Consider the following 22,717-nt stretch of genomic DNA (forward strand, 5'->3'; position numbering starts at 1 on the left):
GGTGCCTCGGATCAGGAGGCGTTCATCGCCTTCTCCAGCGTCGTCGCCGCGTTCTTGTAGACGGTCAGCAGATCCAGGTCCTTGTCCGGGTAGTTGACGATTCCCACCTGGCGCGCGCCCGAGTCGGGCAGCACGGTGCCGGCCGTCATGTGCACGTTGTCGAGCACCAGTTGCGGCTTCTTCTTGGACAGGTCGGACAACTGCTTGGCCGTCACGGCCTCGGGTCCGTACGTGCCGACCACCTCGGCCCCGGCCAGCTTCGCCGACCAGGCGGAGAAGACCTGGGCGACGACGGTGGGCGCCTTGCCGTCCGGCCAGGCGCTCTTGAGGTCCTTCTGCAGCTTGCCGTACTCGGTGTCGAACGAGGTGATCCACCCGGCGGCGGTGTCCTCGGTGCCGAACATCTTGCCCAGCCGGGTCACCTCGGCCTTGGCCTTGTCCGCGTCGTTGTCGAGGTTGACCTCGACCAGTTCGGCGTCGCCTCCGGCGGCCTCCTTGAACTTCTCCGCGTACGGCTCGAAGGGGGCGTACAGCACGAAGTCGGCGTCCGCCACGGCCGTGAGATCGGAGGGTTTCGGGTCGTAGTCGGGGGCGTGCTGCACCGACTCCGGCACGATGACCGTGACGTCCTCGGCACCGGCGGCCTTGGCGAACGCCCCTTCCCAACTGGTCGTGGCGACCACGACCGGGCCGGTGCCCTTCCCCGCCGCGTCCGCGTCGGACGAGGAGGACGACGTGTCGCTTTCCCCACCGCAGCCGGTGGCCGTCAGCAGGAGGACCGCGCTGAAGCTCAGTGCGAGGAGGGGAGTGATGCGGACGCGGGTGCGCGCCATGAGCTGATTCTCCGTTCGGGTACGAGATGGACGGCGAGGACGACCACGCCGGCCGTGAGGACGAGGACGGGACCGGGCGGCCAGTCGAACCGGAGTGCGACCAGGAACCCGGTCAGGTTCACGACCACACCGATGCCGACCGCCCACACGGTGATGGACAGCAGGGAGCGGCCCAGCCGCCGGGCGGCGAGGGCCGGAAGAAGCGTCAGCGCGTCGACGAGGAGGGCGCCGGTGAGTTTGATGGCCCCGGCGACGGACACCGCGACCAGGACCAGCAGCACGAGGGTGAGCCGGTCGACCCGCACGCCCGAGGACAGGGCGAGTTCACGGTCGTAGAGGAGGAGCGCGATGTCTCTGCGACGCCACCAGAAAAGAGCCGGTACGACGACGGCCAGCACGACGAGCAGCCACAGGTCGGCGGTACCGACCGAGAGGATGGACCCCCAGAGCAGGGAGAAGGCGCCCGCCGCGTTGACGCCGGAGACGGCCAGCACGAGCAGGGCGGCAGCGATCGCCAGACTCATCAGCAGACCCATGGCACCTGACAGACCGTCCGGGGTACGGGCCAGCGGAGCGACTCCGGCGCCGGCGAGCGCGCAGGCCACCAGCGCACACAGCATGGGATCGAGCCCGGTCAGCAGAGCAACGGCGATGCCCAGGAGTGCGACATGCATCATCGCGAACCGCACCGGCATGATGTCGAGGCCGACGATGACGACACCGATCACCGGCAGTCCGACCGCGGCCACCAGCAGGGCGACACCCGCCCGTTGAACGGGCACGAGCTGCAGGAGCTGACCGACGTCGGCCGCGGCCAGGACGCTCACCGGACCTCCCGCAGACGTCCCGCGGCCATCTCCAGCACCCGGTCGCAGCGCTCGGCCAGAGCCCGGTCGTGGGTGACGACCACGACGGTCACCGGCAGGGAGAGCAATACGTCGGCCGCCTCCTCCTGACCGGAGAAGTCGAGGGCGGCGGTCGGCTCGTCGGCGAGCAGGACGCCCGCCCCGGCCGCCACACAGCCGACCGCCCGCGCCAGGTACATACGCTGAAGCTGACCACCGGACAAGGTGTGCAACGGCCGGTCGGCGAGATGCCCGACCCCGAGCTTGTCGGCCGCCTCCGCCGCCTCGGCACGCGCACCGCCGCTGGCCAGCAACTCGCTTGCCAGCAAGGGAAAACGTCCGGTCGCCGGCTTCTGCGGGATCCACGCGCACGCCCGTCGCCGCCACGCCCACTCGGCAGCACTCCCGGTGTCCCGGCCACCCACCAGGATCCGGCCCGCGACATGCCGGTGCAGCCCCAGAACAGCACGCAGCAACGTGGTCTTGCCCGACCCGTTGGTACCGGTCAGCGCCACCCGTTGCCCGCGCACGACGTCGAGATCGACGTCGCGCACGGCCTCGACCCGGCCGTGCCGGCACACGACGCCCGACATCCGGACATCCAGCCCTTCCATGCCACCTCCCTGCCTCCTCACAGCAGTCGGAGGGGAGAGGCGGTCGGTTCCCGGACGGGGCGAAGGATCCGCGACGGCAGCGGACTTGGCTTCCCGGACGGGCCGCGGCGCGTTCGGCCCGCGATGGCGGGGCTCGGGAATTGCGGCGCCATGGGCGCCGGACGGTGCTGGTCGAGAAGACGGTCACGAGCAGGACGTCATACAACCGCTGCGGTCGGGGTCCGGCAGACCTGGCCCGCGCCGCAGTGGCCTTTGTCCCCTTCGGCCGACGCCTGGGGACTCGCATGGCCGAACCAGCGCCGGAGAAGCCACTGGGAGCGGCGGCCACCTGGGGGGCGCGCGCCTCGGCCCGGCGGGCACCGCCGACGGGCAGGTCGGACCACATGGGTAAGGCTGTGGTAGCTTCCGGACGCCAGTCGAACTCGTGGGCGTGTCCGTACACGTGCACGGGTCAGGGAATCCGGTGAGAGTCCGGAACTGACGCGCAGCGGTGAGGGTGACGGGCGGGGCAGCGAAGCCACTGGACGACGGTCACGGCCGGGTCCGGGAAGGCGTCCCGCCGGGGTGATCCCGAGTCCGAAGACCTGCTGGCACCCGATCGTCCGCACGGACCCCGCGTATGGGTCCCGACGCCTAGGAAGCCGCAACCGTGCACTTGTCACGCCCCGCCTGTTGTTCCGTCCTGCTCCTGACCGGGGCCCTGCTGCTCACCGCGTGCGGTTCCGGCTCCGACTCCGGCTCGTCCCCGAAGTCCGGCGGCTCGGATGCCGGGGCCGTCACGTTCGACAACTGCGGGCAGGAGGTGACGGTCGAGGCTCCACCGAAGAGGGCCGTGTCCCTGAACCAGGGCACCACCGAGATCCTGCTCTCCCTCGGCCTCGCCGACCGCGTGGTGGGAACCGCCACCTGGACCGACCCGGTCATGAAGGGACTGGAGAAGGCCAACGCCAAGGTGCCCCGGCTCGCCGACAACCAGCCGTCGTTCGAACGAGTCCTGGACACCGAACCGGACTTCGTCGCCTCCTCCTTCACCTCCACCCTGAGCAAGGGCGGGGTGGCCTCCCGCGAGAAGTTCGAGGAGCTCGGCGTACCGACGTACCTGTCACCCGCCGACTGCGAGGGCAAGGACAACAGCGGCGACGGCGACGGCTCACGGACCAAGCCCCTGACCATGGAGACGGTCTACCGCGAAGTACGGGAACTGGCCCGGGTCTTCGGCGTGGACGAGCGGGGCGAGAAGCTCGTCGCCCGGCTGAAGAGCCGGGTGACGAAGGCCACGGCGGGGATCCGCGCCGAGGACACCACCGTCCTGTACTGGTTCGCGAACCAGGAGTCCCCCTACATGGCGGGCTGCTGCGGCGCGCCCGGCATCATCACCCACGCGCTCGGCGCGCAGAACGTCTTCGACGACAGCACGCAGGAGTGGCCCCAGATCAACTGGGAGACCGTCGCCGACCGCGATCCCGACGTGCTCGTCATCGGCGACCTCACGCGCAAGTCGCAGACCGCCGAGTCGGCCGCGAAGAAGATCGCGTTCCTGCAGTCGAACCCGGCGACGAAGAACATGAAGGCGGTGAAGGAGAAGCGGTACGTCCTGCTCAGCGGGCAGGCCATGAACCCGACGATCCGTACCGTCGAGGGCGTGGAGAAGGTCGCCGCGGCGCTGCGCGAGTACGGGCTCGCCGGATGAGAACCGCCCTGCGGTCCTCCCCGGTCCGCCCCATGCGGGGTGCCGTCCGGGTGGTGCGCGTCGTCGCCGGGCTGGGCGCCGGGCTGGCGGTGCTCACCGCGTCCGTCGCCGTGGCCATCACCATCGGTCCGGCGGACATCGCGGTGGGCGACGTGTGGTCGGTGATCGCCTCCCACCTGGGCTGGGGTTCGACGGATCTCACGCCGATCCGCGAGGGCATCGTGTGGAACCTGCGGCTGCCTCGCACCCTGCTCGCCGCGGTGTGCGGGGCCGGACTCGCCGTGTGCGGCGCGGTGATGCAGTCCCTGCTGCGCAACCCCCTCGCCGATCCCTTCGTCCTGGGCGTCTCCTCCGGTGCGTCGACCGGCGCCGTCGCCGTGATCGTCCTCGGCGCCGGCGGCGGCGTCCTGACCGTCTCCGGCGGCGCCTTCGTGGGCGCCCTGAGCTCGTTCGCTCTGGTGCTGCTCCTCAGCCACACCCTCGGCGGGACGACCGACCGGGTGGTCCTGTCCGGGGTGGCCGCGATGCAGTTGTTCTCCGCCCTGACCTCGTTCGTCGTGACGACGGCGGCCGACGCGGAGACCACCCGGGGCGTGCTGTTCTGGATGCTCGGCTCGCTCAGCGGGGCCGGCTGGACCGAAGTGGGGCTCTGCGCGGCCGTCCTGGCGCTCGCCCTCGTGCTGTGCCTCGGCTACGCACGCACCCTGGACGCCTTCGCCTTCGGCCAGAACGCCGCGGCCACGCTCGGGGTGTCCGTCGCCCGGACCCGGTTGGTGCTGCTGTGCGTGACCGCGCTGCTGACCGCCGCGCTGGTCAGCTCGGCGGGGGCGATCGGCTTCGTCGGCCTGGTCCTGCCGCACGCCGCCCGCGCCCTCGTCGGCCCGGGGCACGCCAGGCTGCTGCCGGTCACCGCGCTCGCCGGGGCGGTGTTCCTGGTCTGGGCCGACACCCTGGCCCGTACCGTCCTCGACCCCCAGGAGGTGCCGGTGGGCGTGGTCACCTCACTCGTCGGTGTTCCGGCGTTCGTCCTGGTCCTGTACCGCACGAGGAGGATGCGATGACGACCGGCACCGAGCGGCGGGACGACGGTACCCGGCCGCCCGGCCGTGGACAGGCACCCGCCGGGCCGCACACCCTCGCTGCCGACCGCGTGAGCCGCACCCTCGACGGGCGGCTGATCGTCGACGGTGTGAGCCTCACCCCCCGGCCCGGCTCCGTGACCGGGGTGCTCGGCCCCAACGGCTCCGGCAAGTCGACGCTGCTGCGGCTGCTGTCCGGCGTCCTCGCCCCCGCCTCCGGCATCGTCACCCTCGACGGGCGTCCCCTCGGCGACTGGGGCCGCCGCGCCGTGGCCAGGCGCGTTGCCGTCGTCGAGCAGCACTCCGACACCCTCGTCGAGCTGACCGTTCTCGACGTCGTACGCCTCGGCCGCATCCCGCACCGACGCGCTTGGACCCCCGCCACCGCGGCCGACGAGGAAGCCGTGCGCAGCGCCCTTGAGCGCACCGGCCTCACCGGCCGCGCGGACCAGCCCTGGCACACGCTCTCCGGCGGCGAGCGCCAGCGCGTGCAGATCGCCCGCGCCCTGGCCCAGGAACCGCGCGAGTTGCTCCTGGACGAACCCACCAACCACCTCGACATCCAGCACCAGCTCGACTTGTTGAAGCTGATCGTCGAACTCCCCGTCACCAGCGTCGTCGCCCTGCACGACCTGAACCTGGCGGCCATGTACTGCGACCAGGTCGTCGTCCTCAGGGGCGGCCGGGTGGTCGCTGCCGGAACCCCGGGCGACACATTGACCGAGCCCTTGATCGCCGACGTGTACGGCGTACGCACCGAGGTCACCCGCTCCGGCCCGGGCGACCGGCCGCACATCCGCTTCCTGGGCACGGTGGCAGCGAACTGAGGGCGGCCCCAGGCCCCGAACGACGAGACGCGGCCCGTAGGATCGCGCGCGCAGCTGGTTCGCCCCGCCCTCCCCCATAGCCCTGAAGGCATGGGGCCCCACGGCAGGGCGTCGTGAGAGGGAACCCGGTGGGACACCGGGACTGCCCCGCAGCGGTGAGCGGAGACGACCACCGTCATACGCACTGGGTCCGACGTACCGGGCCTGGGAAGCGACGGCCGGCAGGAGTGTCGTACGACGAGACGTGCCCGCGAGTCCGAAGACCTGCCACCTGCCCGCGCACCCGTACTCGCATGCGGTTCCGCCCTTGTCCCGACTCGCGAAGGAGAAGTTGACGTGGCCGACCGACATGCCACCCTGCCCACCGACACGAAGCACCCGGCCGCATCACGGGTGACGCTCGCGCACATCATGAGCGAACACGACACCAACCTGTACGGCACCATCCACGGCGGAGTGGTGATGAAGCTGATCGACGACGCAGCTGCGGCTGCCGCCGGACGACACGCCCACGAGCCCCCGGTGACCGCCTCTGTCGACGGGATGGCGTTCCTGGCCCCGGTACGTGCCGGCGATCTGCTCACGGTGCACGCCGAGCTCGAACGCGCGGGAAGGACATCCCCATCGTGTTGTCAAGCCGCAACCGTGACGGGAGGTGAACTTTGATGGCACTGACCGTCACGGATCATGGCCCACAGGACGTTGAGGCGACGGCGTGCGAGCGCGAGCAGGGCCTGCTTGTGTCCCCTCCCCTCGCTCCGCTTGCGCCGGTAGTACGTCTTGGAGGCCGGGCAGGCCGGCCATCGCCGAGAGGTACATGGCCCACAACAGTCCGCGATGGTAGCGGCGGGGTCTGCGCAGGTTGCCGCCGACGCGGCCGGAGTCACGGGGCTGCGGAGCCAGAACGGCGAAACCCGCCAGGCGGTCGGCGCTGCCGAAGACGTCCATGTCGCCGCCGTGGTTGAGGTCGACCGCCCAGAGCACGTCGGTGGATATCGCCAGCACATCGCCAATGAGTTCCAGCAGTTCAGACCCGTCGTTCTGGACGCGGCGGGACAGCAGCCGGTCGCCGTCCGTGTTGATCACCATCACGGTCACCTCCGCCGGCTCGTCGTCACGTCAACCCAGCGGACGACCTCGCCGACGTTGGCCTATGCAGCGATCGAGTCACGTCTCCCAATGGGCGGTCGAGTCGTCGCGGGGCCCGGGGCGGCCATGTCTATCGAACCCGGAGCAGTTCAGTGAGCCTGGACCCCACCGGCAAGGACCAGGCCCGCTGGACCATGCCCTGGAAGACCGCCCTGCACGCCTTCGACATCACCTTCGACGGCCGCCTCTCCGCAGCCCGTCAGTCCCCCCAACCGCCCTGGTTGCACCGCTCGTTTCAGACCCCGGTGAGGCCCAGGAAGATCTGGCGGGAACTGAACCGTCAGGGCCACGAGGTAGCCCGCTGCACCGTCGAACGCCTCATGCGCGAGACCGGGATCACCGGCGCCGTGCACCCGGTCTTCATATCCCTTGGTGACGTACGCAGGTTTCACTGGATCTCGGGGAAGTGACAAGCCGCCTTACGCATTCCCGAGCCGACAACCTGCAGAGAAGGCTGTTCGGTGCGGCAGACCGGCTGTGCCTTCGGGCAACGTGGGTGGAAGCTGCAGCCCGTCGGGGGCGCGGCCGGACTGGGCGGGTCGCCCAGAAGAATGATCCTCTCTCTACGACGCTCCTGTGCGGGATCGGGCAGCGGTACAGCCGAGAGCAGCGCACGGGTGTAGGGATGGGCCGCCGCAGTGTAAACCTCGTGCTTGTCACCGATCTCGACGATACGACCGAGGTACATCACCGCCACCCGGTCGCATACCCGCTTGACGACAGACAGATCGTGCGCGATGAAGAGGAAGGCCAGGTCGAGCTCGCGTTGGAGACGTTCCATCAGGTTGACCACTTGGGCTTGCACGGAGACGTCGAGCGCCGAGACGGGTTCGTCGGCGATGACGAGGCGGGGTCCGGTGGCCAGGGCTCGCGCGATGCCGACGCGTTGCGCCTGGCCTCCGGAGAACTGGTGCGGGTAACGGTCCAGATGTTCATCGCCGAGGCCCACCATCGCCAGCAGTTCCGCGGCCCTCAGCCGTGCGGCCCGTGCGGAGGAGCCCTGGACCAGCAAAAGTTCGGCGATGATACGGGCGATGGTCTGCCGGGGGTTGAGGGAGGCATAGGGGTCTTGAAAAATGATCTGCAGACGCCGGCGTACAGGCCTCAGTTCACGCGATGAGGCGTGTGTGATGTCCCGCCCCTCGAACTCGACTGTGCCGGCAGTGGGTTCCAGGAGACGCACAAGCATGCGTCCGGTAGTGGACTTCCCGCATCCAGACTCACCGACCAGGCCGAGCGTTTCGCCCCTCGCCAGGTCGAGGTCCACCCCGTCCACTGCTCGGACCGGAGCGGCTGCCCGGCCCCGGACGCGGCGGCCCGGGAAGGCTTTGGTCAGCCCGCGGACGGACATCAGGGGCGTCTCGACGGCAGCGGTCCGTTCCTCTGGGCTCTGGGAGTCTCGTCGAGCATGAATCATCGGGTCTTCTCCTCCTGATCGTCTTCGCTGTGAGGCAGGGCGGGTCGGGGCCTCACGGCGGGGAGCAAGGGCAGGTGGCAGGACACCGATCGTCCGGAAGAGTGCTCCTGTGGCCGGGGCCGTTCCCCTGTGCAGCGGGCGCGGACCAGCTCTTCAGCTCTTTCTGCCTGAGGGCAACGAGGGGCGAAGGGACAGCCGGATATCGGGGCGGCAAGTGAGGGCGGACTGCCGGGGATGACGCGTAGCGGTGCATCATCGGGATCGTCCAGGCGCGGCAAGGATTCCAGCAAGCCGCGGGTATAGGGATGGGCAGGCCGCAGGAAGAGGTCATCGACCGGAGCTTGTTCAGCGGCCCGGCCGCCGTACATGACGAGCACGTCGTTGGCGACACGCGCCACCACGCCCAGGTCGTGGGTGATCATCAGGACGCCCAGCCGCCTCTCCTGCTGCACTCTTGCGATGAGTTCGAGGATCTGAGCCTGGACGGTGACGTCGAGCGCGGTGGTGGGTTCGTCGGCGATGAGCAGGTCCGGTTCGCAGGACAGGGCCATGGCAATCATGGCGCGCTGGCGCATGCCGCCGGAGAACTGGTGGGGGTACTCACCTGCCCTGCGGGCAGGCTCGGGTATGCCGACCTCACCGAGCATGTCCACAGCTTGTCGGCGAGCGGCTCGCCTGCGGGTGCCGAAGTGGTGCCTATGGGCCTCGGCGATCTGTTCGCCGACTGTGTAGGCGGGGTGCAGCGCGGACAGAGGGTCCTGGAAGACCATGGCCATCTTCCGCCCTCGCAGCCGGCTGAACTGATGATCAGTGAGAGGAAGCAGTTCCTGTCCGGCCAAGGTGATCGATCCACTGACCTGTGCCCGTTGGTGCAGGCCCATAACGGCCAGTGAGGTGACCGACTTGCCGGAGCCGGACTCTCCCACGAGGCCCAGGGTGCGGCCGGCTTCGACAGTGAAAGAGACCCCATCGACTGCCTGGACCGTGCCGGCGGGGGTGTCGAAGGCGACCTTCAGGTCACGCACGCGCAGCAAGGGCACGCCGGGCTCAGTGGTGGACGGCATCATTTCCTCACCCTGGGGTCGATGACGGCGTACAGCAGGTCAATGACGACGTTGGCTGCCACGATGAAGAACGCGGCCAGGAGGGTGACGCCCAGGACAACGGGCTGATCGGAGCGCTGCAGAGCATCGTAGAAGAGGCGGCCGACGCCGGGGATGCCGAAGATGGACTCGGTGATGACGGCACCGGCGAGCAGGGCTCCGAGATCCATGCCGAAGATGGTGATCACCGGCATTATGGCGGAGCGCAGGCCGTGTTTGATCACTACGACGCGGCGTGGCATGCCCTTTGCCCGGGCAGTGCGGATGTACGGCTGTGTCATGGCCTCGATCATGGAGCTGCGGCTCTGGCGGGCGTACATCGCTGCGTAGAGGAGGGCCAGGGCGGTCCAGGGGAGCAGGAGGTTGGCCGCCCATCCGAACGGGTCGCTGCTTATCGGGATGTACGTGGGATACGGCAGGAGCCCTCCGATTCGGACCAGCCCGTAGATGAGCATGACCGCGGTGAAGTAGACGGGGAGGGAGGCGGTGGCTACGGCGCCTACCATCAGCGTCCGGTCGAGCAGTCCGCCCTTCTTGAGTGCGGCGGTCACCCCTGCGCCCAGTCCCAGGACGAGCCACATGCAGGCGGCGCCGAAAGCCAGGGAGGCGGAGACGGGGAGACGGTCCATCAGCAGGCTCCACACCGGCAGGGCGTTTTCGTAGGAGTAGCCCAGGCACGGGAAACCGCAGTGGATGGTGTGGGGGCCGCTGCCCAGGTCCCGGCCGGCGAAGATGCCGGTGAGGTAGTCACCGAACTGACGCCAGACGGGCTGATCGAGTCCCATGAAGTGACGTACCTCTGCGAGTCGTTCGGGACTGCATGTCTTGCCGCAGGCGGCAGCGGCGGGGTCGGCTGGGAGGAGATAGAAGATGACGAAGGTGACTGCGCAGATGGCGAGCAGCACCCCAGCCACGCCAAGAGCCCTGCGCGCCAGGTAGACGATCATTGCCGGCCTCCCTGGGGGTCGAGGATGTCGCGCAGTCCGTCGCCGAGCACGGTGAAGGCGAGGACGGCGAGAAAGAGGAAGGCGCTGGGGACGAGGAAGTACATCGGGTCCGTCTCGTAGTATGCGACGGCCTCGGCGATCATCTGGCCCCAAGATGACGTGGGTGGGCGTACTCCTACACCGAGGAAGCTGAGGGCCGCCTCGGTGCTGATCATGCCGGGGATCAGGAGGGTGGTGTAGGCGATGATGGGGCCGGCGATGTTGGGCAGCACCTGCCGGGTGAGGATGCGCCATGAGCCGGATCCGCAGGCGCGCGCGGCTTCGACGTACTCGCGGTGGCGCAGGGCCAGGGCTTCGCCGCGCACCACCCGAGCGATGCCGGGCCATCCGAAGACGCCGATGACGACTGTCATCAGTACGACACGGTTGACGTCCTGGGCGACGGACATCATCGCGATCATGAAGATGAGCGAGGGGAAGGACATGGTCAGGTCCATCAACCTGCTCAGCACGGTGTCGATGCGGCCGCCGAAGTAGCCTGCCACGATTCCTGCGGCGGTGCCCACACCGACGACGATCGCGGTGGCGGCGAATGAGATCAGCAGGGAGACCTGGGCGCCGTGCACCACTCGTGCGAACAGGTCGCGACCCGTGACCGGTTCCACGCCGAGCCAGTGCTCGGCGCTGATGCCGCCGAGGGGCCCCCGGGGCATCCCGCCGAGATAGGGGTCGATGGCATCAGGGTCGAAGGCGGTGGGTGACCATCCGCCGAGGCGGCTGAGGAGTGGTGCCGTGAGAGCGATCAGGACCAGGAGCGCGGTGGTGGCCAGGGCGATGCGGCTGCCCTTGTTCCGGCAGAGCCCTCGCCAAGTGGTCCGCCAGAGGTTGTCGGGCAGTGGTGCCGTGCCGGTCTGCACGGGAGTGTTGAGCGGAAGGGTCATTGCGGTTCGTCCGTGTCTCTCAGTCCCGGCTCTTTGCCGGGTCCTTGAGTCCGATCACCGCGAAGTCGAACTGTCCGGTCCAGGCCGCGTGTCCGAAGGCGCCTGCGATGTTGTCGCCGACCAGCAAGGGTTTGCGCTCCCACAGCAGGGGGACGGCCGGGGACTTGCGCTGGATCACGGGGTCGAGGTCGATCCATGCCTGGTTGGCGCTTGCGGCGTCGGACATCTCGGCGATCTCGTCCATGCGCTTCTGTACGGCTTCGTCACGGAACTGGGAGACGTTTCCCTGGTTTCCCTTCTCCTTGATGGTTCGGCCGTCGAACACGAAGGGCAGGAAGGTGGAACCAGAGGGGTAGTCGGGACACCAGCCGCTGATGACCATGTCCGGGGCGTTCTTGGTGTCGCCGATGGTGTCGTAGTACACCGAGGGGTCGACGGTCTGGATCTTCAGACGGACATCGATCCGGGACAGGCTCTGCTGAAGTGCCTCAGCACGGGTCTTGTCCCCGGTCGAGACGGTGATGGTCGCGGAGAAGCCCGCAGGCTTGCCCCCCTCGACGAGGAGCTTCTTGGCGCGGTCCACGTCCCCCGTGTCCGATGTGCCGTAGACCGGGTCAGCGACCTGATTGCCGGTCAGAGCCGGTGGGAGGTAGCCGGTTGCGACGTCGTTGAGGGCTGGTCCGCCGTTGGCAGTCACCTGTGCCTGCTTGTCGACGGCGTACTGCATTGCTTGTCGCAGCTTGAGGTTGTCGAAGGGCGGGCGAGAGGTGTTCAGAGCGAGCATGTCGGTGCAGCCGGTCCGTTCGGCAGACAGCCGTTTCTTGATCTCCGGCCTGGTGAGTACCTTGGAGATGCTGGACGGCTGCATGTCGGACCACTCGACCGCGGATGCGTCGGCTCCCTGGCTGGCGATGATCCGGTCATCGATCTGGCCGCCCTTCAGTCCCTGGACCACGACGATCCGGTCGGGGTAGGCCTTGCGTACCGGATCGGTGCCAGGGTCCCAGTGGGGGTTGCGGACCAGGACCAGCTTCTTGCCACGCGCATAGCTGTCGATCTTGTAGGGCCCCGAGGAGAAGGGGCGCAGGTCGTACTGGACACCCTTCTCCTGTGACTGGGGAACGGGAGAGAAGGTGGGCAGCGTGACCGTGTAGGAGAACTCGGCGACCGGTCTGCGCAGCGAGAAGACGATGGTGCGGTCGTCGGGGGTCCTGATCGAGTCCAGGTGCTTTCCTTGCAGCGGCCCGGCGTATCCCTCGACATCAGCCAGGTACTGCTGGGCGTAATCGGGGCCTCCCGCGAGGTCCGGAGCGAAGGAGCGCTCCACGTTGTACTTGATGTCGCGGGCCTTGATGGGGGTGCCGTCCTCGTACTTGAGGCCGGGCTTGAGTGTGAAGGTCCAGGTCCTGCCGCCGTCGGAGGGCCTGCCCAGGTCGGTGGCGAGGTCGGGGACGATCTCGCTCCCCTTCTCCCCGGGTTCGGCCTTGAACGTGGTCAGGGTGCGGTACAGCAGCCGGGTGCCGAAGTCCATGGTGGGCATCACCCAGTTGCGTGCGGGGTCGAGGTGGGCGAAGTCCTGGTTGGACAGCACGGTGAGGGTGCCGCCCTTCTTCGGGGTACCGCCGATGACGGTTCCGGTCGTGAAGTCCGGCCGGTTCGCCTTGGAGTCGTGGCCTGCCTGATCGGTACAGGCACCCACGACGACGAGGGACAGGGAGGCGCCGAGGGATGCGGCCAGGACGCGAGCGTTGCGGATCATGTGCCACTCCTTGCTGGAGGCGGTGGGAAGCACCGACACCTATGAGGTGTGACCCGTAACATAGTAATGTGAAATTTTATATCCAAGAGGTAGGCCTGTCCGTTACCGAGCTGTGTCCTGCCTCGGATGTGCCGCCCTGTTCCCGCCCCGTTCTCGAAGGAGCTCCGTGCCGTCCGACGACATCGCCCGCCCGCACACCCGCAGTCATGATCTGCCCGTCTCCACAGCCCTGGACGTCTTCATGTCCGCCGGCTGGGCACCCTCCCCGCTCCCGCCGGACACCCGAGTGCCGGGACACGCCCATCTCCCCGCCCGCCGCGAGCGGCTCTCGGCCCGCTTTCCGGGTGAGCGGCTCGTCGTGCCTGCCGGGGTCCTCAAGGTCCGCTCCAACGACACCGATCACCGTTTCCGACCGCACAGCGCCTACGCCTGGCTGACCGGTCTGACCGGGGAGGACCAGCCCGGTCATGTACTGGTCCTCGAGCCGACAGGCTCGGAAGGGCACGAGGCGGTGCTCTACGTCCGCCCGCGCTCGCCGCGTGACAGCAGCGGCTTCTACCGCGACCGCCGTTACGGGGAGTTCTGGGTGGGCCGCCGCCCTGACCTCGACGAGACGACGATGATGACCGGCCTGCGCAGCGAGCACCTGGACGATCTGCCCACGACGTTTGCCGGTTCCCGACCGCCCACCCGCCTGCTGGCCGGGGTGGACCCGGTGCTGGAGGACCTGGCGTCCCCGGAGGGCCGTACCGAGGCGCGGGACACCGAGCTGGAGACTGTTCTGTCGGAGCTCCGCCTCGTCAAGGAACCTTGGGAGGTCGGCCAGCTGCAACTGGCCATCCAGCACACCACCGCGGGTTTCGACGACGTGGTGCGGGCGCTGCCGCAAGCTCTGCGGCACCCCCGCGGTGAACGCTGGATCGAGGGCGTGTTCAACCTTCGTGCGCGAGCGGAGGGGAACGGGACCGGCTACGACACCATCGCTGCTTCCGGTGCTCACGCCTGTGTCCTGCACTGGATCCGCAACGACGGCGCGCTTGACCCCTCGCAGCTGCTGCTCCTGGACGCAGGCGTGGAGACCGACACCCTGTACACGGCGGACATCACGCGCACCCTGCCCCTGTCCGGTCGCTTCTCCGCTGCCCAGAGAGACGTCTACGACCTGGTCCTCGCAGCCCAGGAGGCCGCCATCGCCGTCCTGAAGCCTGGGGCCAGGTTCCGCGACTTCCACCGGGAGGCCATGCGCGTCATAGCCGAGGGTCTGCACGAGTGGGGCATCCTGCGCCTGCCACCCGAGAGGGCGCTGGACGAGGACAGCGGCCTGCACCGCCGCTACACGCTGTGCAGCAGCGGTCACATGCTCGGCATCGATGTCCATGACTGCGCACAGGCGCGAGCGGAAACCTACCTGGACGGAGTCCTGGAGGAGGGCCATGTCCTCACGGTCGAGCCCGGCCTCTATCTGCAGCCCGACGACGAGACACTGCCGCTGGAACTGCGAGGCATGGGGGTGCGTATCGAGGACGATCTGTTGATCACCGCGGACGGCGCGAAGCTTCTCTCGGACGCCCTGCCCCGCAACGCCGCCGATGTGGAGGAGTGGATGGCCCGGCTGCTGGAGAGCTAGCCGTGAGCTAGGCCGTTTCTTTCAGATCATCGGATCGTTGGTCTGGGTGTGTCGTTGACTGACGCCCAGTGGGCCCGCATCGAGCCGTTGTTGCCGGACCGGACCCCTCGGCGCGGTGGTCGGTGGCGTGATCACCGGCAGGTGATCGACGCGATCGCGTTCAAGTACCGCACCGGCACCCCGTGGATGGACCTGCCCGAGCAGTTCGGGTCGTGGAAGGGCGCGTACAACCGGCTGCGGAAGTGGGCCGCCGACGGCACTTGGGAGAAGGTCTTCACCGCCCTGCTCGCCCAGGCCGACGCCGAAGGCGACCTCGACTGGGTCGTCGCAGTCGACTCCACTGTCGTGCGCGCACACCAGCACGCCGCCGGGGCCCGTCAAAAGGGGCCCCGGCCGGCGAGCCGGCTGACCATGCCCTCGGACGGTCCCGCGGCGGACTGACCACGAAGATCCACCTCGTCGCGGACGGCGGTTGCCGACCGCTGGCGTTCGTCATCACGCCGGGTCAAGCAGGTGACGCACCCGCCTTCGAGCAGGTCATGGCCCGGTTACGGGTGCCCAGACGGATCGGCCGCCCCAGGGTCACGCCAGACGTGGTCCTGGCCGACAAGGCGTATTCGTCCCGGGCGATCCGCCTCCATCTTCGACAGCGGAAGATCCGAGCGGTGATCCCGCAGCCGGCGGACCAGGCTGCGAACCGCAAGCGACGTGGTCGGCTCGGGGGCCGTCCCCCGGCCTTCGACCGCGAGACCTACAAGCAGCGCAACACCGTCGAGCGGTGCATCAACAAGCTCAAGCAATGGCGCGGCCTGGCCACCCGCTACGACAAGACGGCCACCATTTACCTAGCCGGACTGCACCTCGCCGCCATCTTCATCTGGTCGACGAGGTGATCCGAAAGAAACGGCCTAGCCGGCCATCGCAACGAGCGCGGTCTCCGACAGGCCCTGCCCTGTCGGAGACCGCGCTCTGCCTGCCCTCCCCCGGCCGCTAGAAGCTGCTGAGCCACGAGGCATCCGCCAGGAAGCGCTACTTGGCGCGCAGGGCCTCTGTGACTTCTTCGCCTCCAGGGGCCCTCAGGCGACAAGACTTTCGCACGTGACCGAACGTGCCACCAGGACCTATCACCGTGCGCAGTTGCTCGGACGCTGCCAGGAGACAATTCGCTCTTGCCATGTGACATGTCACCCTCCATATTGTTCCTGTCATGTCCCCGACGCCGGGCATCCGTCCAGACACAGGCAAGGGCCCGGGCCCGGCATCGGTCCCACCACATGGAGGTGCTCCGTGCACAGTGCTCCGTTACGGCTGTCAGGGCCGATAGCAGCAGTGGCTGCGTTGATCGCCACGCTCCTTCTCGCGCCGACGACCTCGGCCGCTGAGAACACCTCGGACCAGCCGGCCCCGAACGCACAGCAGAAAGCCGCAGTGACCCAACTGGTCGAGGACTACGGCATCCCGGTCGCAGAAGGACAACGCCGCATAGCCCGGCAGGACGAACAGACCGCTGTCATCACCGAACTACGCACGAAACTGGGCGAGCGGTTCGGCGGGGCCTGGGTGGACCACCAGGACGGCGGAAAGCTGAAGGTCGCAGTGACCGAGAAGGCCTCGGCCTCATCGGTGACCGCTGCGGCTTCAGGCAAGTCCCCGGTCGACACCGTGGTCGTCGATCGCAGCATGAGTGAGCTGCAGTCGATGTCGGCCTCGCTGAGCAAGCGGATCGCCAAGGCGAACAAGGCGGCGCAGCACGGCCTGCAGTCCGCGGTGGTGACCGAGAAGAACGCTCTGCGGTTGGATCTTCCGCGAGGAAAGAAGCTGACGGACGAGCAACGGCGCGTCGTGCGCTGGGCCGAGCGCACGTTCGGAGACGCGCTGGTCGTCGACAGCTACCGGCACGCGTCCCGGCCGCTGTACTGCGGCGGGCAGTACTCGTGCGATCCTCCGCTGCGCTCGGGGCTGGCCATCTACGGCGGCAACACCCGCTGCACCAGTGCGTTCATGGCCTATGACCGCTCCGGCTACTACATGATGACGGCCGGTCACTGCACCGAGGCCGCCTCCTACTGGGAGGTACCGACCTACAGCTACGGCTACCAGGGCGTAGGCAGCACGGCGAACTACCACTTCGGCTACTACGGCGACTACGCGATCGTCCGGATCAGCGACACCGCCTTCTGGCAGCCGCGAGGCTGGGTCTACACCACCCAACCCATCCGCAACTGGGACTACGACTACGTGGGTCAGTACGTGTGCAAGCAGGGCTCCACCACCGGCTACACCTGCGGGCAGATCACGGATGTCAACGCCACCGTCCAGTACCCCGGACGCACCCTGACCGGGATGACCTGGAGCACGGCGTGCGTGTCGCCCGGGGACAGCGGCAGTGGCGTCTACGACGGCTCGACCGCGCACGGAATCCTCAGCGGTGGTCCCAACAGCGGATGCGGCATGATCCACGAACCCATCAGCCGGGCCCTCTCCTCCCTGGGAGTCAGCCTGCTGGCCGGCTGACCCCCGCAATGACGCCGCCTCAGTAAGGCGAAGGCAGGAAGGCCAGCCTGGCCGAAGAGCGGCGAAGCCCAGGGCAGTTTCCCGCTCACATCAAAGACGAGAGTGCAATGTCACCTGTTGCATTGCACTTTCACCGGCCGTCCGGAGAAGTCGCCTCTCCCAGGCGCTTCTCCGGACGGCCGGGATGACCACCTGAGCCGTGTCATCCGCACGGCTGCTCCTTCTGGAGGCAGTGAGTGAAAAGAAACTTCGAGCGACCAAGCATCGCGAGGCTGGGCGCACTGATACTTGCGTTGTGCCTCGGGATAGGCATGCTGTCAGCCCCGAGCTATGCCGCATTGAGCCGTCCGATCCAGACATCGGACGGCGAACGGGCGCACGAGGGCATACCTCCGCAGGCTTCGTTGCATGCGGCACTGGGAGAAGACCCCGAGCACGTGCACGGCAAGCCGTTGCCGGTAGAAGAACGGGCGCCGCTTTCATCGGCCACAGACGTGGTGCGTCGGGACTACGACAGCCCGGTCTCCCCTCCACCCTTCAAGAGGCCCTCCATGAACGAGTCTTCGGACAGGAAGGCTGCTGGTAAGGGGAAGGGAGCCGCCGCGGGCTGCAGCCCGGCAGACTTCACCAGCCGTTCGGGCAGCAGCCTGGTCAAGCAGGTCAAGACGTCCACGACCGAGTGCATCGACACGCTCTTCGACCTCAGCGAAAGCAACGCGCAGCGGGCCTTCCGCGAGGACCGGATGACGAGCGTCGCCTACGCACTGCGGGACGGCTCCGCCGCCTACCCGGGTGACAGCAGCACCGGCATGACCCAGCTCCTGCTCTACCTGCGCGCCGGCTACTACGCGCACTGGCACGACGAGGCCACAGTGGGTGCTTACGGCCCGAAGCTGCGCACCGCCGTCCGTGCCGGTCTCGACGCGTTCTTCGCCAGCCCCCGTTCGCAGGACGTCACCGACGCCAACGGCGAGGTCCTGGCCGAAGCAGTCACCCTGATCGACAGCTCCGAGGAGAACGCCCGCTACCTGTACGTCGTCAAGCGGCTGCTGAAGGACTACAACAGCACGTACGACTCGTCCTGGTGGATGCTCACCGCGGTCAACAACGTCCACACCGTTCTCTTCCGTGGCCACCAGGTGCCGGGCTTCGTCACCGCGGTGTCTTCCGACCGGAGCGTCCTGAAGGCCCTCTACGGCTTCGCTTCCTCGCACAAGAACCTGCTCGGCACCGACCGGAGCTACCTCGCGTCCAACGCCGGACGTGAACTCGCCCGGTTCCTGCAGCACACCGCTACCCGGGAGACAACTCGTCCCCAGGTGGCCGCGTTGCTGGCCAAGAGCTCCCTCAAGGGCACCACTGCTCCGCTGTGGGTGGGCCTTGCCGAGATGACCGAGAGCTACGACAAGTCCAAGTGCAGCCTCTACGGCACCTGCAACCTCCAACAGCGCCTGGCGAGCAGCGTGTTGGTGATCAACCACACCTGCAGCGCGAGCCTGCGCATCCGCGCCCAGGAGATGACCTCGGCACAGCTGGCGTCCACCTGCCGGAGCCTGGCCGACCAGGATGCCTACTTCCACAGCATCGCCAAGGACAACGGGCCTGTCGCGGGTGACCGCAACACCAGCCTGGAAGTGGTCGTCTACAACAGCAGCACCGACTACCAGACCTACGCCGGGGCCGACTGGGGCATCAACACCAACAACGGCGGCATGTACCTCGAGGGGAACCCCTCCTCGGCCGGCAACCAGGCCAGGTTCATCGCCTACGAGGCCGAGTGGGCGCGTCCGGACTTCGAGATCTGGAACCTCAACCACGAGTACACGCACTACCTCGACGGCCGCTTCAACATGTACGGCGACTTCAACGCCAACGTATCGACCCCCACCATCTGGTGGATCGAGGGCTTCGCCGAGTACGTGTCCTACTCCTACCGCAACCTGCGCTACGACGCGGCCATCACCGAAGCCGGCAGGCGCACCTATGCGCTGAGCACACTGTTCGACACGACCTACAGTCACGACAGCACACGTGTGTACCGCTGGGGCTACCTCGCCGTGCGCTACATGCTCCAGTCCCACCGCGCCGAACTGGACACCGTCCTCGCGTACTACCGCACCGGCAACTGGAACACTGCCCGCGCCTACCTCACCGGCAGCATCGGTACCCGCTACGACAGCGACTGGTACAACTGGCTGTCCCGGTGCGCAGCCGGCGACTGCGGGGGCTCCACCACCCCGCCGGGCAACCAGGCTCCCACTGCGGCGTTCGCGGTGTCCGTCAGTGGTCTGACGGCCAACTTCACCGACCGCTCGACGGACTCCGACGGGACCATCGCCTCCCGTTCGTGGAGCTTCGGCGACGGAACCACCTCCGCCGCGGCCAACCCGGCCAAGACCTACACGGCGGCAGGCACCTACACCGTGACGTTGAAGGTCACCGACGACAAGGGCGCGACCAGCACCGCGACCCAGAGCATCGCCGTCGGCGGCGCGGACGCCACTCCCGAGTGCACCAGCAGCGACGGGCGGGAACTCGGCCGCAACTGCAAGCGAAGCAACCTGTCCGCGACTGCGGGGAACTACGCCTACCTCTACATCTACCTCCCCGCCGGCGTCCAGCAGCTGAAGGTCACCTCGTCCGGTGGCACCGGCAACGCCGATCTCTACTACAGCAACAGCACCTGGGCCACCACCTCCAGCTACACCAGCAGGTCCACAGGCGCAGGCAACAGCGAAACACTCACCATCACCAATCCGCCCGCCGGCTGGAACTACATCAGCCTGGCCGCTGCCGCGGACTTCTCCGGAGCGACGGTCAAGACCGAGTACTGAGCCCTGATCCACCGCCGACCGCCGGGGCGGGCGCGATCCTCGCGCCCGCCCCGGCTTCCTCTCATCGGGATCCCGACCGTCGGCCGGGTCGCCCGGTCGGCCTCAGGGGAAGAGCTCGAGGCCGTGCGCCCCGTAGCCGGGGAGATCGTGGCCGCCGCAAGCGCCGGCGACCTCATCGCCGACTTGAGATCAAACCGTCGTTTCCATCTCGGCCTGCTCGCCCTGGTCGGCCATTCCCGCCTCGTCGATACTGTGGCCGACGTGCGAAAACGCTCCCGACCATACGGATTCTCAAAGCTCGCGGAAGCCGGGGCGCTGGTGGCCTCCGTGCACGAGCACACCGCATTGCTCGACCTCATGCTGTCTGGCGACGCCGCAGCAGGTGGACTTCCCCCGTGACGTCGGACACTCGATGCTTACGCCGCGAGGGCGTTTCCTTGCTCGTGCCGTTGCCGGATCTCCAGCGGCGTCAGGTAGCTCCATGCGGGTGCTTCCGTAGCCGCTTGCGGTTGTAGAAGATCTCGACAAAGGTGAAGATCTCGGCGCGGGCGGTGGCCCGGTCGGGCCAGCGGCGCACTCCACGTGCGACGTCATCGGAACAAGGTCGGTCCGAGCCAGCCGAAGAAGAGGCCAGGGCAGAGGCGGTTTATCGGCTCGCTGTGCAGGTTGAGGGCAGCCAGAGCGTCAAAACGAGCGGTTTCGCGCCCGCAGGCATACCCGCCTGCTGTGGGTCGGCTCCCGGGGCCGACCGAGAGAACGAGCTCACTTCGCCGGAAACAGACTCGCCAACAGTCCGCTCCCCTGCGGAGCCAGTGACCAGCGTTCCCGGTCCGCCGCGAAGCCGGGGTCCGCCTCCTCAGCCGGAGCCGACTCGGCAACCGGCTCCTGCGGCGTCCGCAGCGGCAGAACCGCCCAGCAGCGCTTACCGCGGGAAGTCGTCTCGGCTCCCCGTATCAGACTGAGGTCCTCGATCAGGGCGAGTCCCCGCCCGCACTCGTCGTCCACCTCTGTCAGCCGAGGCCGCGGGAGCTCCCGGCTGTCGTCGAGGACCGCGACGACGACCATGTCGTGCACCAGCGTCAACTCGACGGTCATGGGCCCGCCGGCGTGCCGCAGCCCGTTGGTGAGGAGCTCGGAGGTCACGAGTTCCACGCTGAAGCGGAGATCATCCTCGACCGGCCCTCCCCACCAGCTCAACGCGGTGGAGACGCGGTGGCGGGCGCGGTGAACCGCGGCCCCGGTCGCTTCGACGGTGAAGCTGATGCAGGTGTGAGGCATGATGTCGCTCCTCGAAGGCGGTGCGCTTCAGGCTTCCGCAGTCGCCTCTGCGGAACAACACGCAGGTCCGAGACTTGCACGGCGGTCAAACGCAAACAACCGGCCAGGCCATACCAGAGACTCCGGCTCACCCATAACCCTCGGACCCTCGGCCTGCTGGTCGACCGAAGGCGTCGGACCGTCTCGGATTTCCCACCCACTTCTTCGTGGCGCATAATGGACCTCTGTTCGCCCGGAGCGAGGTGCCTGCGTGGAACTTGAGCTGCGCCACTTGCGTGTGCTGTGCGCCATAGCCGACGCGGGGGGTGTCGGCCGGGCCGCCGCGGCGCTCGGGTACACCCAGCCGGCGATGAGTACCCAACTGCGCCGCATCGAGGGGCTGCTCGGCGCGGGTGTCTTCCTGCGAAGCAGCACGGGCGTGGAACTCACCGCCTACGGCGCCCAGGTCGTCGGCCGGGCCCGGGAGATCCTGGCGCTCTCCGACGATCTCGCGCGTCTGCGGCCGCCCCGCTCGTCCGGGACGACACGTCGGCTTCGCCTCGGTGCCATCAACACACCGGTGGTGCCCACCTTGCTCGACGTCCTCCGCGACGCCTGCCCCGATCTGACCGTCTCCGTCAGCAGTGTGTACGCCACCGGAGAACTCCTCGGCCTCCTTGAGGCCGGCGAACTCGACGTCGCCCTGGGGTGCGACTACCCTGGACTCCCTCTTCGTCACTCACCGAAGCTGGATCACCGGGCGATCAGGACCGTCCCGGTGTTCGTGGCCACGCCCGCAGACCACCCACTGGCGCAACGGCTGGAGGTGTCCTTGGCCGACCTGTCGGAGGACGCGTGGTTCGTCTCCGCGGACGACGGGGTGGGCTGGCCCGGCGCCTTCTACGACGCGTGCGGGGCCGCAGGATTCAGGCCCGCCGTCACACACGAGTTCCACATGCTCGACCAACTGCAGTCGATGATAGCCAAGGGGCTGGGGGTGGCCGCCGTCCAGCCCACCATGCGCCCGGTGGGCGGAGTGCTGGTCAAACCCCTCGTGGGGGATCCATTGTGGCAGCGGCATCTGCTCGTCTGGCGGCGGGACTCGGTCGAGGCGCCGGTCGTCGAGGTGGTGCACCACCATGCCGTACGCACCCACTGGCAGCTGCTGTCGCAGGCTCCGCACTTCCAGAAGTGGGTGACACGCGCCTACGCACCCGCCCGTCCCGCGAGCGGAGCCGGAAAGGCACTCCCCGGTACGGTCTGATCAGCCGACGTGTTCCG

At 68.2% G+C, this 22,717-nt stretch carries 18 protein-coding genes, 3 pseudogenes and 2 riboswitches; of the genes and pseudogenes, 11 read left to right on the forward strand and 10 right to left on the reverse strand.

What is annotated here, in order from left to right:
* Positions 1-11 precede the first annotated feature (11 nt).
* Genes ACSU53_RS02185 through ACSU53_RS02195 form a run of 3 tightly spaced genes read right to left on the reverse strand, consistent with a single transcriptional unit; the run spans position 12 to position 2,292 of the window.
* Positions 12-833 carry a metal ABC transporter solute-binding protein, Zn/Mn family gene (locus tag ACSU53_RS02185; RefSeq protein ID WP_360594504.1) on the reverse strand — a complete coding sequence of 274 codons (822 nt, stop codon included), beginning with the start codon at positions 831-833 and terminating at the stop codon, positions 12-14.
* Positions 791-1,660 (reverse strand): metal ABC transporter permease, encoded by an 870-nt coding sequence (locus tag ACSU53_RS02190; protein WP_384669892.1) that lies wholly within the window; start codon positions 1,658-1,660, stop codon positions 791-793. Before ACSU53_RS02190 ends, ACSU53_RS02185 begins: the two co-directional genes overlap by 43 nt.
* Positions 1,657-2,292 carry a metal ABC transporter ATP-binding protein gene (locus ACSU53_RS02195; protein ID WP_033275430.1) on the reverse strand — a complete coding sequence of 212 codons (636 nt, stop codon included), beginning with the start codon at positions 2,290-2,292 and terminating at the stop codon, positions 1,657-1,659. Before ACSU53_RS02195 ends, ACSU53_RS02190 begins: the two co-directional genes overlap by 4 nt.
* A 413-nt stretch (positions 2,293-2,705) precedes the next feature.
* A riboswitch (cobalamin riboswitch) is annotated at positions 2,706-2,898 on the forward strand.
* 43 nt (positions 2,899-2,941) lie between these two features.
* On the opposite strand from ACSU53_RS02195, the gene ACSU53_RS02200 reads away from it, so the two are divergent.
* From ACSU53_RS02200 to ACSU53_RS02215, 4 genes and pseudogenes are all read left to right on the forward strand, one after another.
* Complete coding sequence (locus ACSU53_RS02200; RefSeq protein WP_437024510.1) at positions 2,942-3,982, forward strand: ABC transporter substrate-binding protein; 1,041 nt, start codon at positions 2,942-2,944, stop codon at positions 3,980-3,982.
* Positions 3,983-4,014: 32 nt separating this feature from the next.
* Positions 4,015-5,043 (forward strand): FecCD family ABC transporter permease, encoded by a 1,029-nt coding sequence (locus ACSU53_RS02205; protein ID WP_164333372.1) that lies wholly within the window; start codon positions 4,015-4,017, stop codon positions 5,041-5,043.
* Positions 5,040-5,888 (forward strand): ABC transporter ATP-binding protein, encoded by an 849-nt coding sequence (locus ACSU53_RS02210; RefSeq protein ID WP_360594498.1) that lies wholly within the window; start codon positions 5,040-5,042, stop codon positions 5,886-5,888. The genes ACSU53_RS02205 and ACSU53_RS02210 overlap by 4 nt, the downstream gene beginning before the upstream one ends.
* Before the next feature lie 76 nt (positions 5,889-5,964).
* Positions 5,965-6,174, forward strand: a riboswitch (cobalamin riboswitch).
* Positions 6,175-6,299: 125 nt separating this feature from the next.
* A pseudogene (locus ACSU53_RS02215) lies at positions 6,300-6,509 on the forward strand (acyl-CoA thioesterase); the annotation flags it as partial.
* A gap of 11 nt (positions 6,510-6,520) precedes the next feature.
* On the opposite strand, the pseudogene ACSU53_RS02220 reads toward ACSU53_RS02215, so the two are convergent.
* Positions 6,521-6,845, reverse strand: a pseudogene (locus ACSU53_RS02220) (transposase); the annotation flags it as partial.
* A gap of 446 nt (positions 6,846-7,291) precedes the next feature.
* Between ACSU53_RS02220 and ACSU53_RS02225 the strand changes: the two are divergent.
* Positions 7,292-7,387 (forward strand): annotated as a pseudogene (locus ACSU53_RS02225) (IS3 family transposase); the annotation flags it as partial.
* Between the two features lie 38 nt (positions 7,388-7,425).
* Here the strand turns inward: ACSU53_RS02225 and ACSU53_RS02230 are convergent.
* Genes ACSU53_RS02230 through ACSU53_RS02250 form a run of 5 tightly spaced genes read right to left on the reverse strand, consistent with a single transcriptional unit; the run spans position 7,426 to position 13,204 of the window.
* Complete coding sequence (locus ACSU53_RS02230) at positions 7,426-8,454, reverse strand: ABC transporter ATP-binding protein (protein ID WP_437024511.1); 1,029 nt, start codon at positions 8,452-8,454, stop codon at positions 7,426-7,428.
* Positions 8,451-9,518 carry an ABC transporter ATP-binding protein gene (locus tag ACSU53_RS02235; RefSeq protein WP_384669895.1) on the reverse strand — a complete coding sequence of 356 codons (1,068 nt, stop codon included), beginning with the start codon at positions 9,516-9,518 and terminating at the stop codon, positions 8,451-8,453. Before ACSU53_RS02235 ends, ACSU53_RS02230 begins: the two co-directional genes overlap by 4 nt.
* The gene (locus ACSU53_RS02240) at positions 9,518-10,504 is read right to left on the reverse strand and encodes an ABC transporter permease (protein ID WP_437024512.1); all 987 of its coding nucleotides are present in this window, start codon (positions 10,502-10,504) and stop codon (positions 9,518-9,520) included. The genes ACSU53_RS02235 and ACSU53_RS02240 overlap by 1 nt, the downstream gene beginning before the upstream one ends.
* Complete coding sequence (locus ACSU53_RS02245) at positions 10,501-11,445, reverse strand: ABC transporter permease (protein ID WP_164333360.1); 945 nt, start codon at positions 11,443-11,445, stop codon at positions 10,501-10,503. The genes ACSU53_RS02240 and ACSU53_RS02245 overlap by 4 nt, the downstream gene beginning before the upstream one ends.
* A 19-nt stretch (positions 11,446-11,464) precedes the next feature.
* The gene (locus tag ACSU53_RS02250; RefSeq protein WP_437024514.1) at positions 11,465-13,204 is read right to left on the reverse strand and encodes an ABC transporter substrate-binding protein; all 1,740 of its coding nucleotides are present in this window, start codon (positions 13,202-13,204) and stop codon (positions 11,465-11,467) included.
* A 166-nt stretch (positions 13,205-13,370) separates the two neighbouring features.
* On the opposite strand from ACSU53_RS02250, the gene ACSU53_RS02255 reads away from it, so the two are divergent.
* The 5 genes from ACSU53_RS02255 to ACSU53_RS02275 all read left to right on the forward strand — a co-directional run bounded on the left by ACSU53_RS02255 (position 13,371) and on the right by ACSU53_RS02275 (position 20,578).
* Positions 13,371-14,831, forward strand: coding sequence for an aminopeptidase P family protein (locus tag ACSU53_RS02255; protein ID WP_403639667.1), 1,461 nt, complete (start codon positions 13,371-13,373; stop codon positions 14,829-14,831).
* Between the two features lie 33 nt (positions 14,832-14,864).
* Positions 14,865-15,724 (forward strand): IS5 family transposase gene (locus ACSU53_RS02260; protein WP_437032984.1). Its coding sequence is split into 2 segments (ribosomal slippage): positions 14,865-15,210 and positions 15,210-15,724, totalling 861 coding nucleotides; the frame shifts between segments, so codons are not numbered across the junction.
* Between the two features lie 535 nt (positions 15,725-16,259).
* Positions 16,260-17,345 (forward strand): S1 family peptidase, encoded by a 1,086-nt coding sequence (locus tag ACSU53_RS02265; RefSeq protein ID WP_275403981.1) that lies wholly within the window; start codon positions 16,260-16,262, stop codon positions 17,343-17,345.
* 236 nt (positions 17,346-17,581) lie between these two features.
* A complete protein-coding gene (locus tag ACSU53_RS02270) occupies positions 17,582-20,179 on the forward strand; it encodes a collagenase (protein ID WP_437024515.1) in 2,598 nt (865 codons plus the stop codon).
* 69 nt (positions 20,180-20,248) lie between these two features.
* Complete coding sequence (locus ACSU53_RS02275) at positions 20,249-20,578, forward strand: FCD domain-containing protein (protein ID WP_437032986.1); 330 nt, start codon at positions 20,249-20,251, stop codon at positions 20,576-20,578.
* A 363-nt stretch (positions 20,579-20,941) separates the two neighbouring features.
* Here the strand turns inward: ACSU53_RS02275 and ACSU53_RS02280 are convergent, their stop codons facing one another.
* A complete protein-coding gene (locus ACSU53_RS02280; RefSeq protein ID WP_164333357.1) occupies positions 20,942-21,457 on the reverse strand; it encodes an ATP-binding protein in 516 nt (171 codons plus the stop codon).
* A 250-nt stretch (positions 21,458-21,707) separates the two neighbouring features.
* Here ACSU53_RS02280 and ACSU53_RS02285 point away from each other — a divergent pair, with 250 nt between their 5' ends.
* Positions 21,708-22,700: a LysR substrate-binding domain-containing protein gene (locus ACSU53_RS02285; protein WP_164333356.1), complete on the forward strand. Its 993-nt coding sequence runs from the start codon at positions 21,708-21,710 to the stop codon at positions 22,698-22,700.
* Positions 22,701-22,717 lie beyond the last annotated feature (17 nt).

Origin of the sequence: Streptomyces sp. enrichment culture, from assembly GCF_964273255.1 — a bacterium.
GTDB lineage: Bacteria > Actinomycetota > Actinomycetes > Streptomycetales > Streptomycetaceae > Streptomyces.

Bases quoted from the DNA above. Each gene is read 5' to 3' on its own strand.
- ACSU53_RS02205 (WP_164333372.1), top strand. From the start codon at position 4,015: ATGCGGGGTGCCGTCCGGGTGGTGCGCGTCGTCGCCGGGCTGGGCGCC.
- ACSU53_RS02210 (WP_360594498.1), top strand. From the start codon at position 5,040: ATGACGACCGGCACCGAGCGGCGGGACGACGGTACCCGGCCGCCCGGC.
- ACSU53_RS02235 (WP_384669895.1), bottom strand. From the start codon at position 9,518: ATGCCGTCCACCACTGAGCCCGGCGTGCCCTTGCTGCGCGTGCGTGAC.
- ACSU53_RS02280 (WP_164333357.1), bottom strand. From the start codon at position 21,457: ATGCCTCACACCTGCATCAGCTTCACCGTCGAAGCGACCGGGGCCGCG.
- ACSU53_RS02195 (WP_033275430.1), bottom strand. From the start codon at position 2,292: ATGGAAGGGCTGGATGTCCGGATGTCGGGCGTCGTGTGCCGGCACGGC.
- ACSU53_RS02250 (WP_437024514.1), bottom strand. From the start codon at position 13,204: ATGATCCGCAACGCTCGCGTCCTGGCCGCATCCCTCGGCGCCTCCCTG.
- ACSU53_RS02240 (WP_437024512.1), bottom strand. From the start codon at position 10,504: ATGATCGTCTACCTGGCGCGCAGGGCTCTTGGCGTGGCTGGGGTGCTG.
- ACSU53_RS02230 (WP_437024511.1), bottom strand. From the start codon at position 8,454: ATGATTCATGCTCGACGAGACTCCCAGAGCCCAGAGGAACGGACCGCT.
- ACSU53_RS02185 (WP_360594504.1), bottom strand. From the start codon at position 833: ATGGCGCGCACCCGCGTCCGCATCACTCCCCTCCTCGCACTGAGCTTC.
- ACSU53_RS02245 (WP_164333360.1), bottom strand. From the start codon at position 11,445: ATGACCCTTCCGCTCAACACTCCCGTGCAGACCGGCACGGCACCACTG.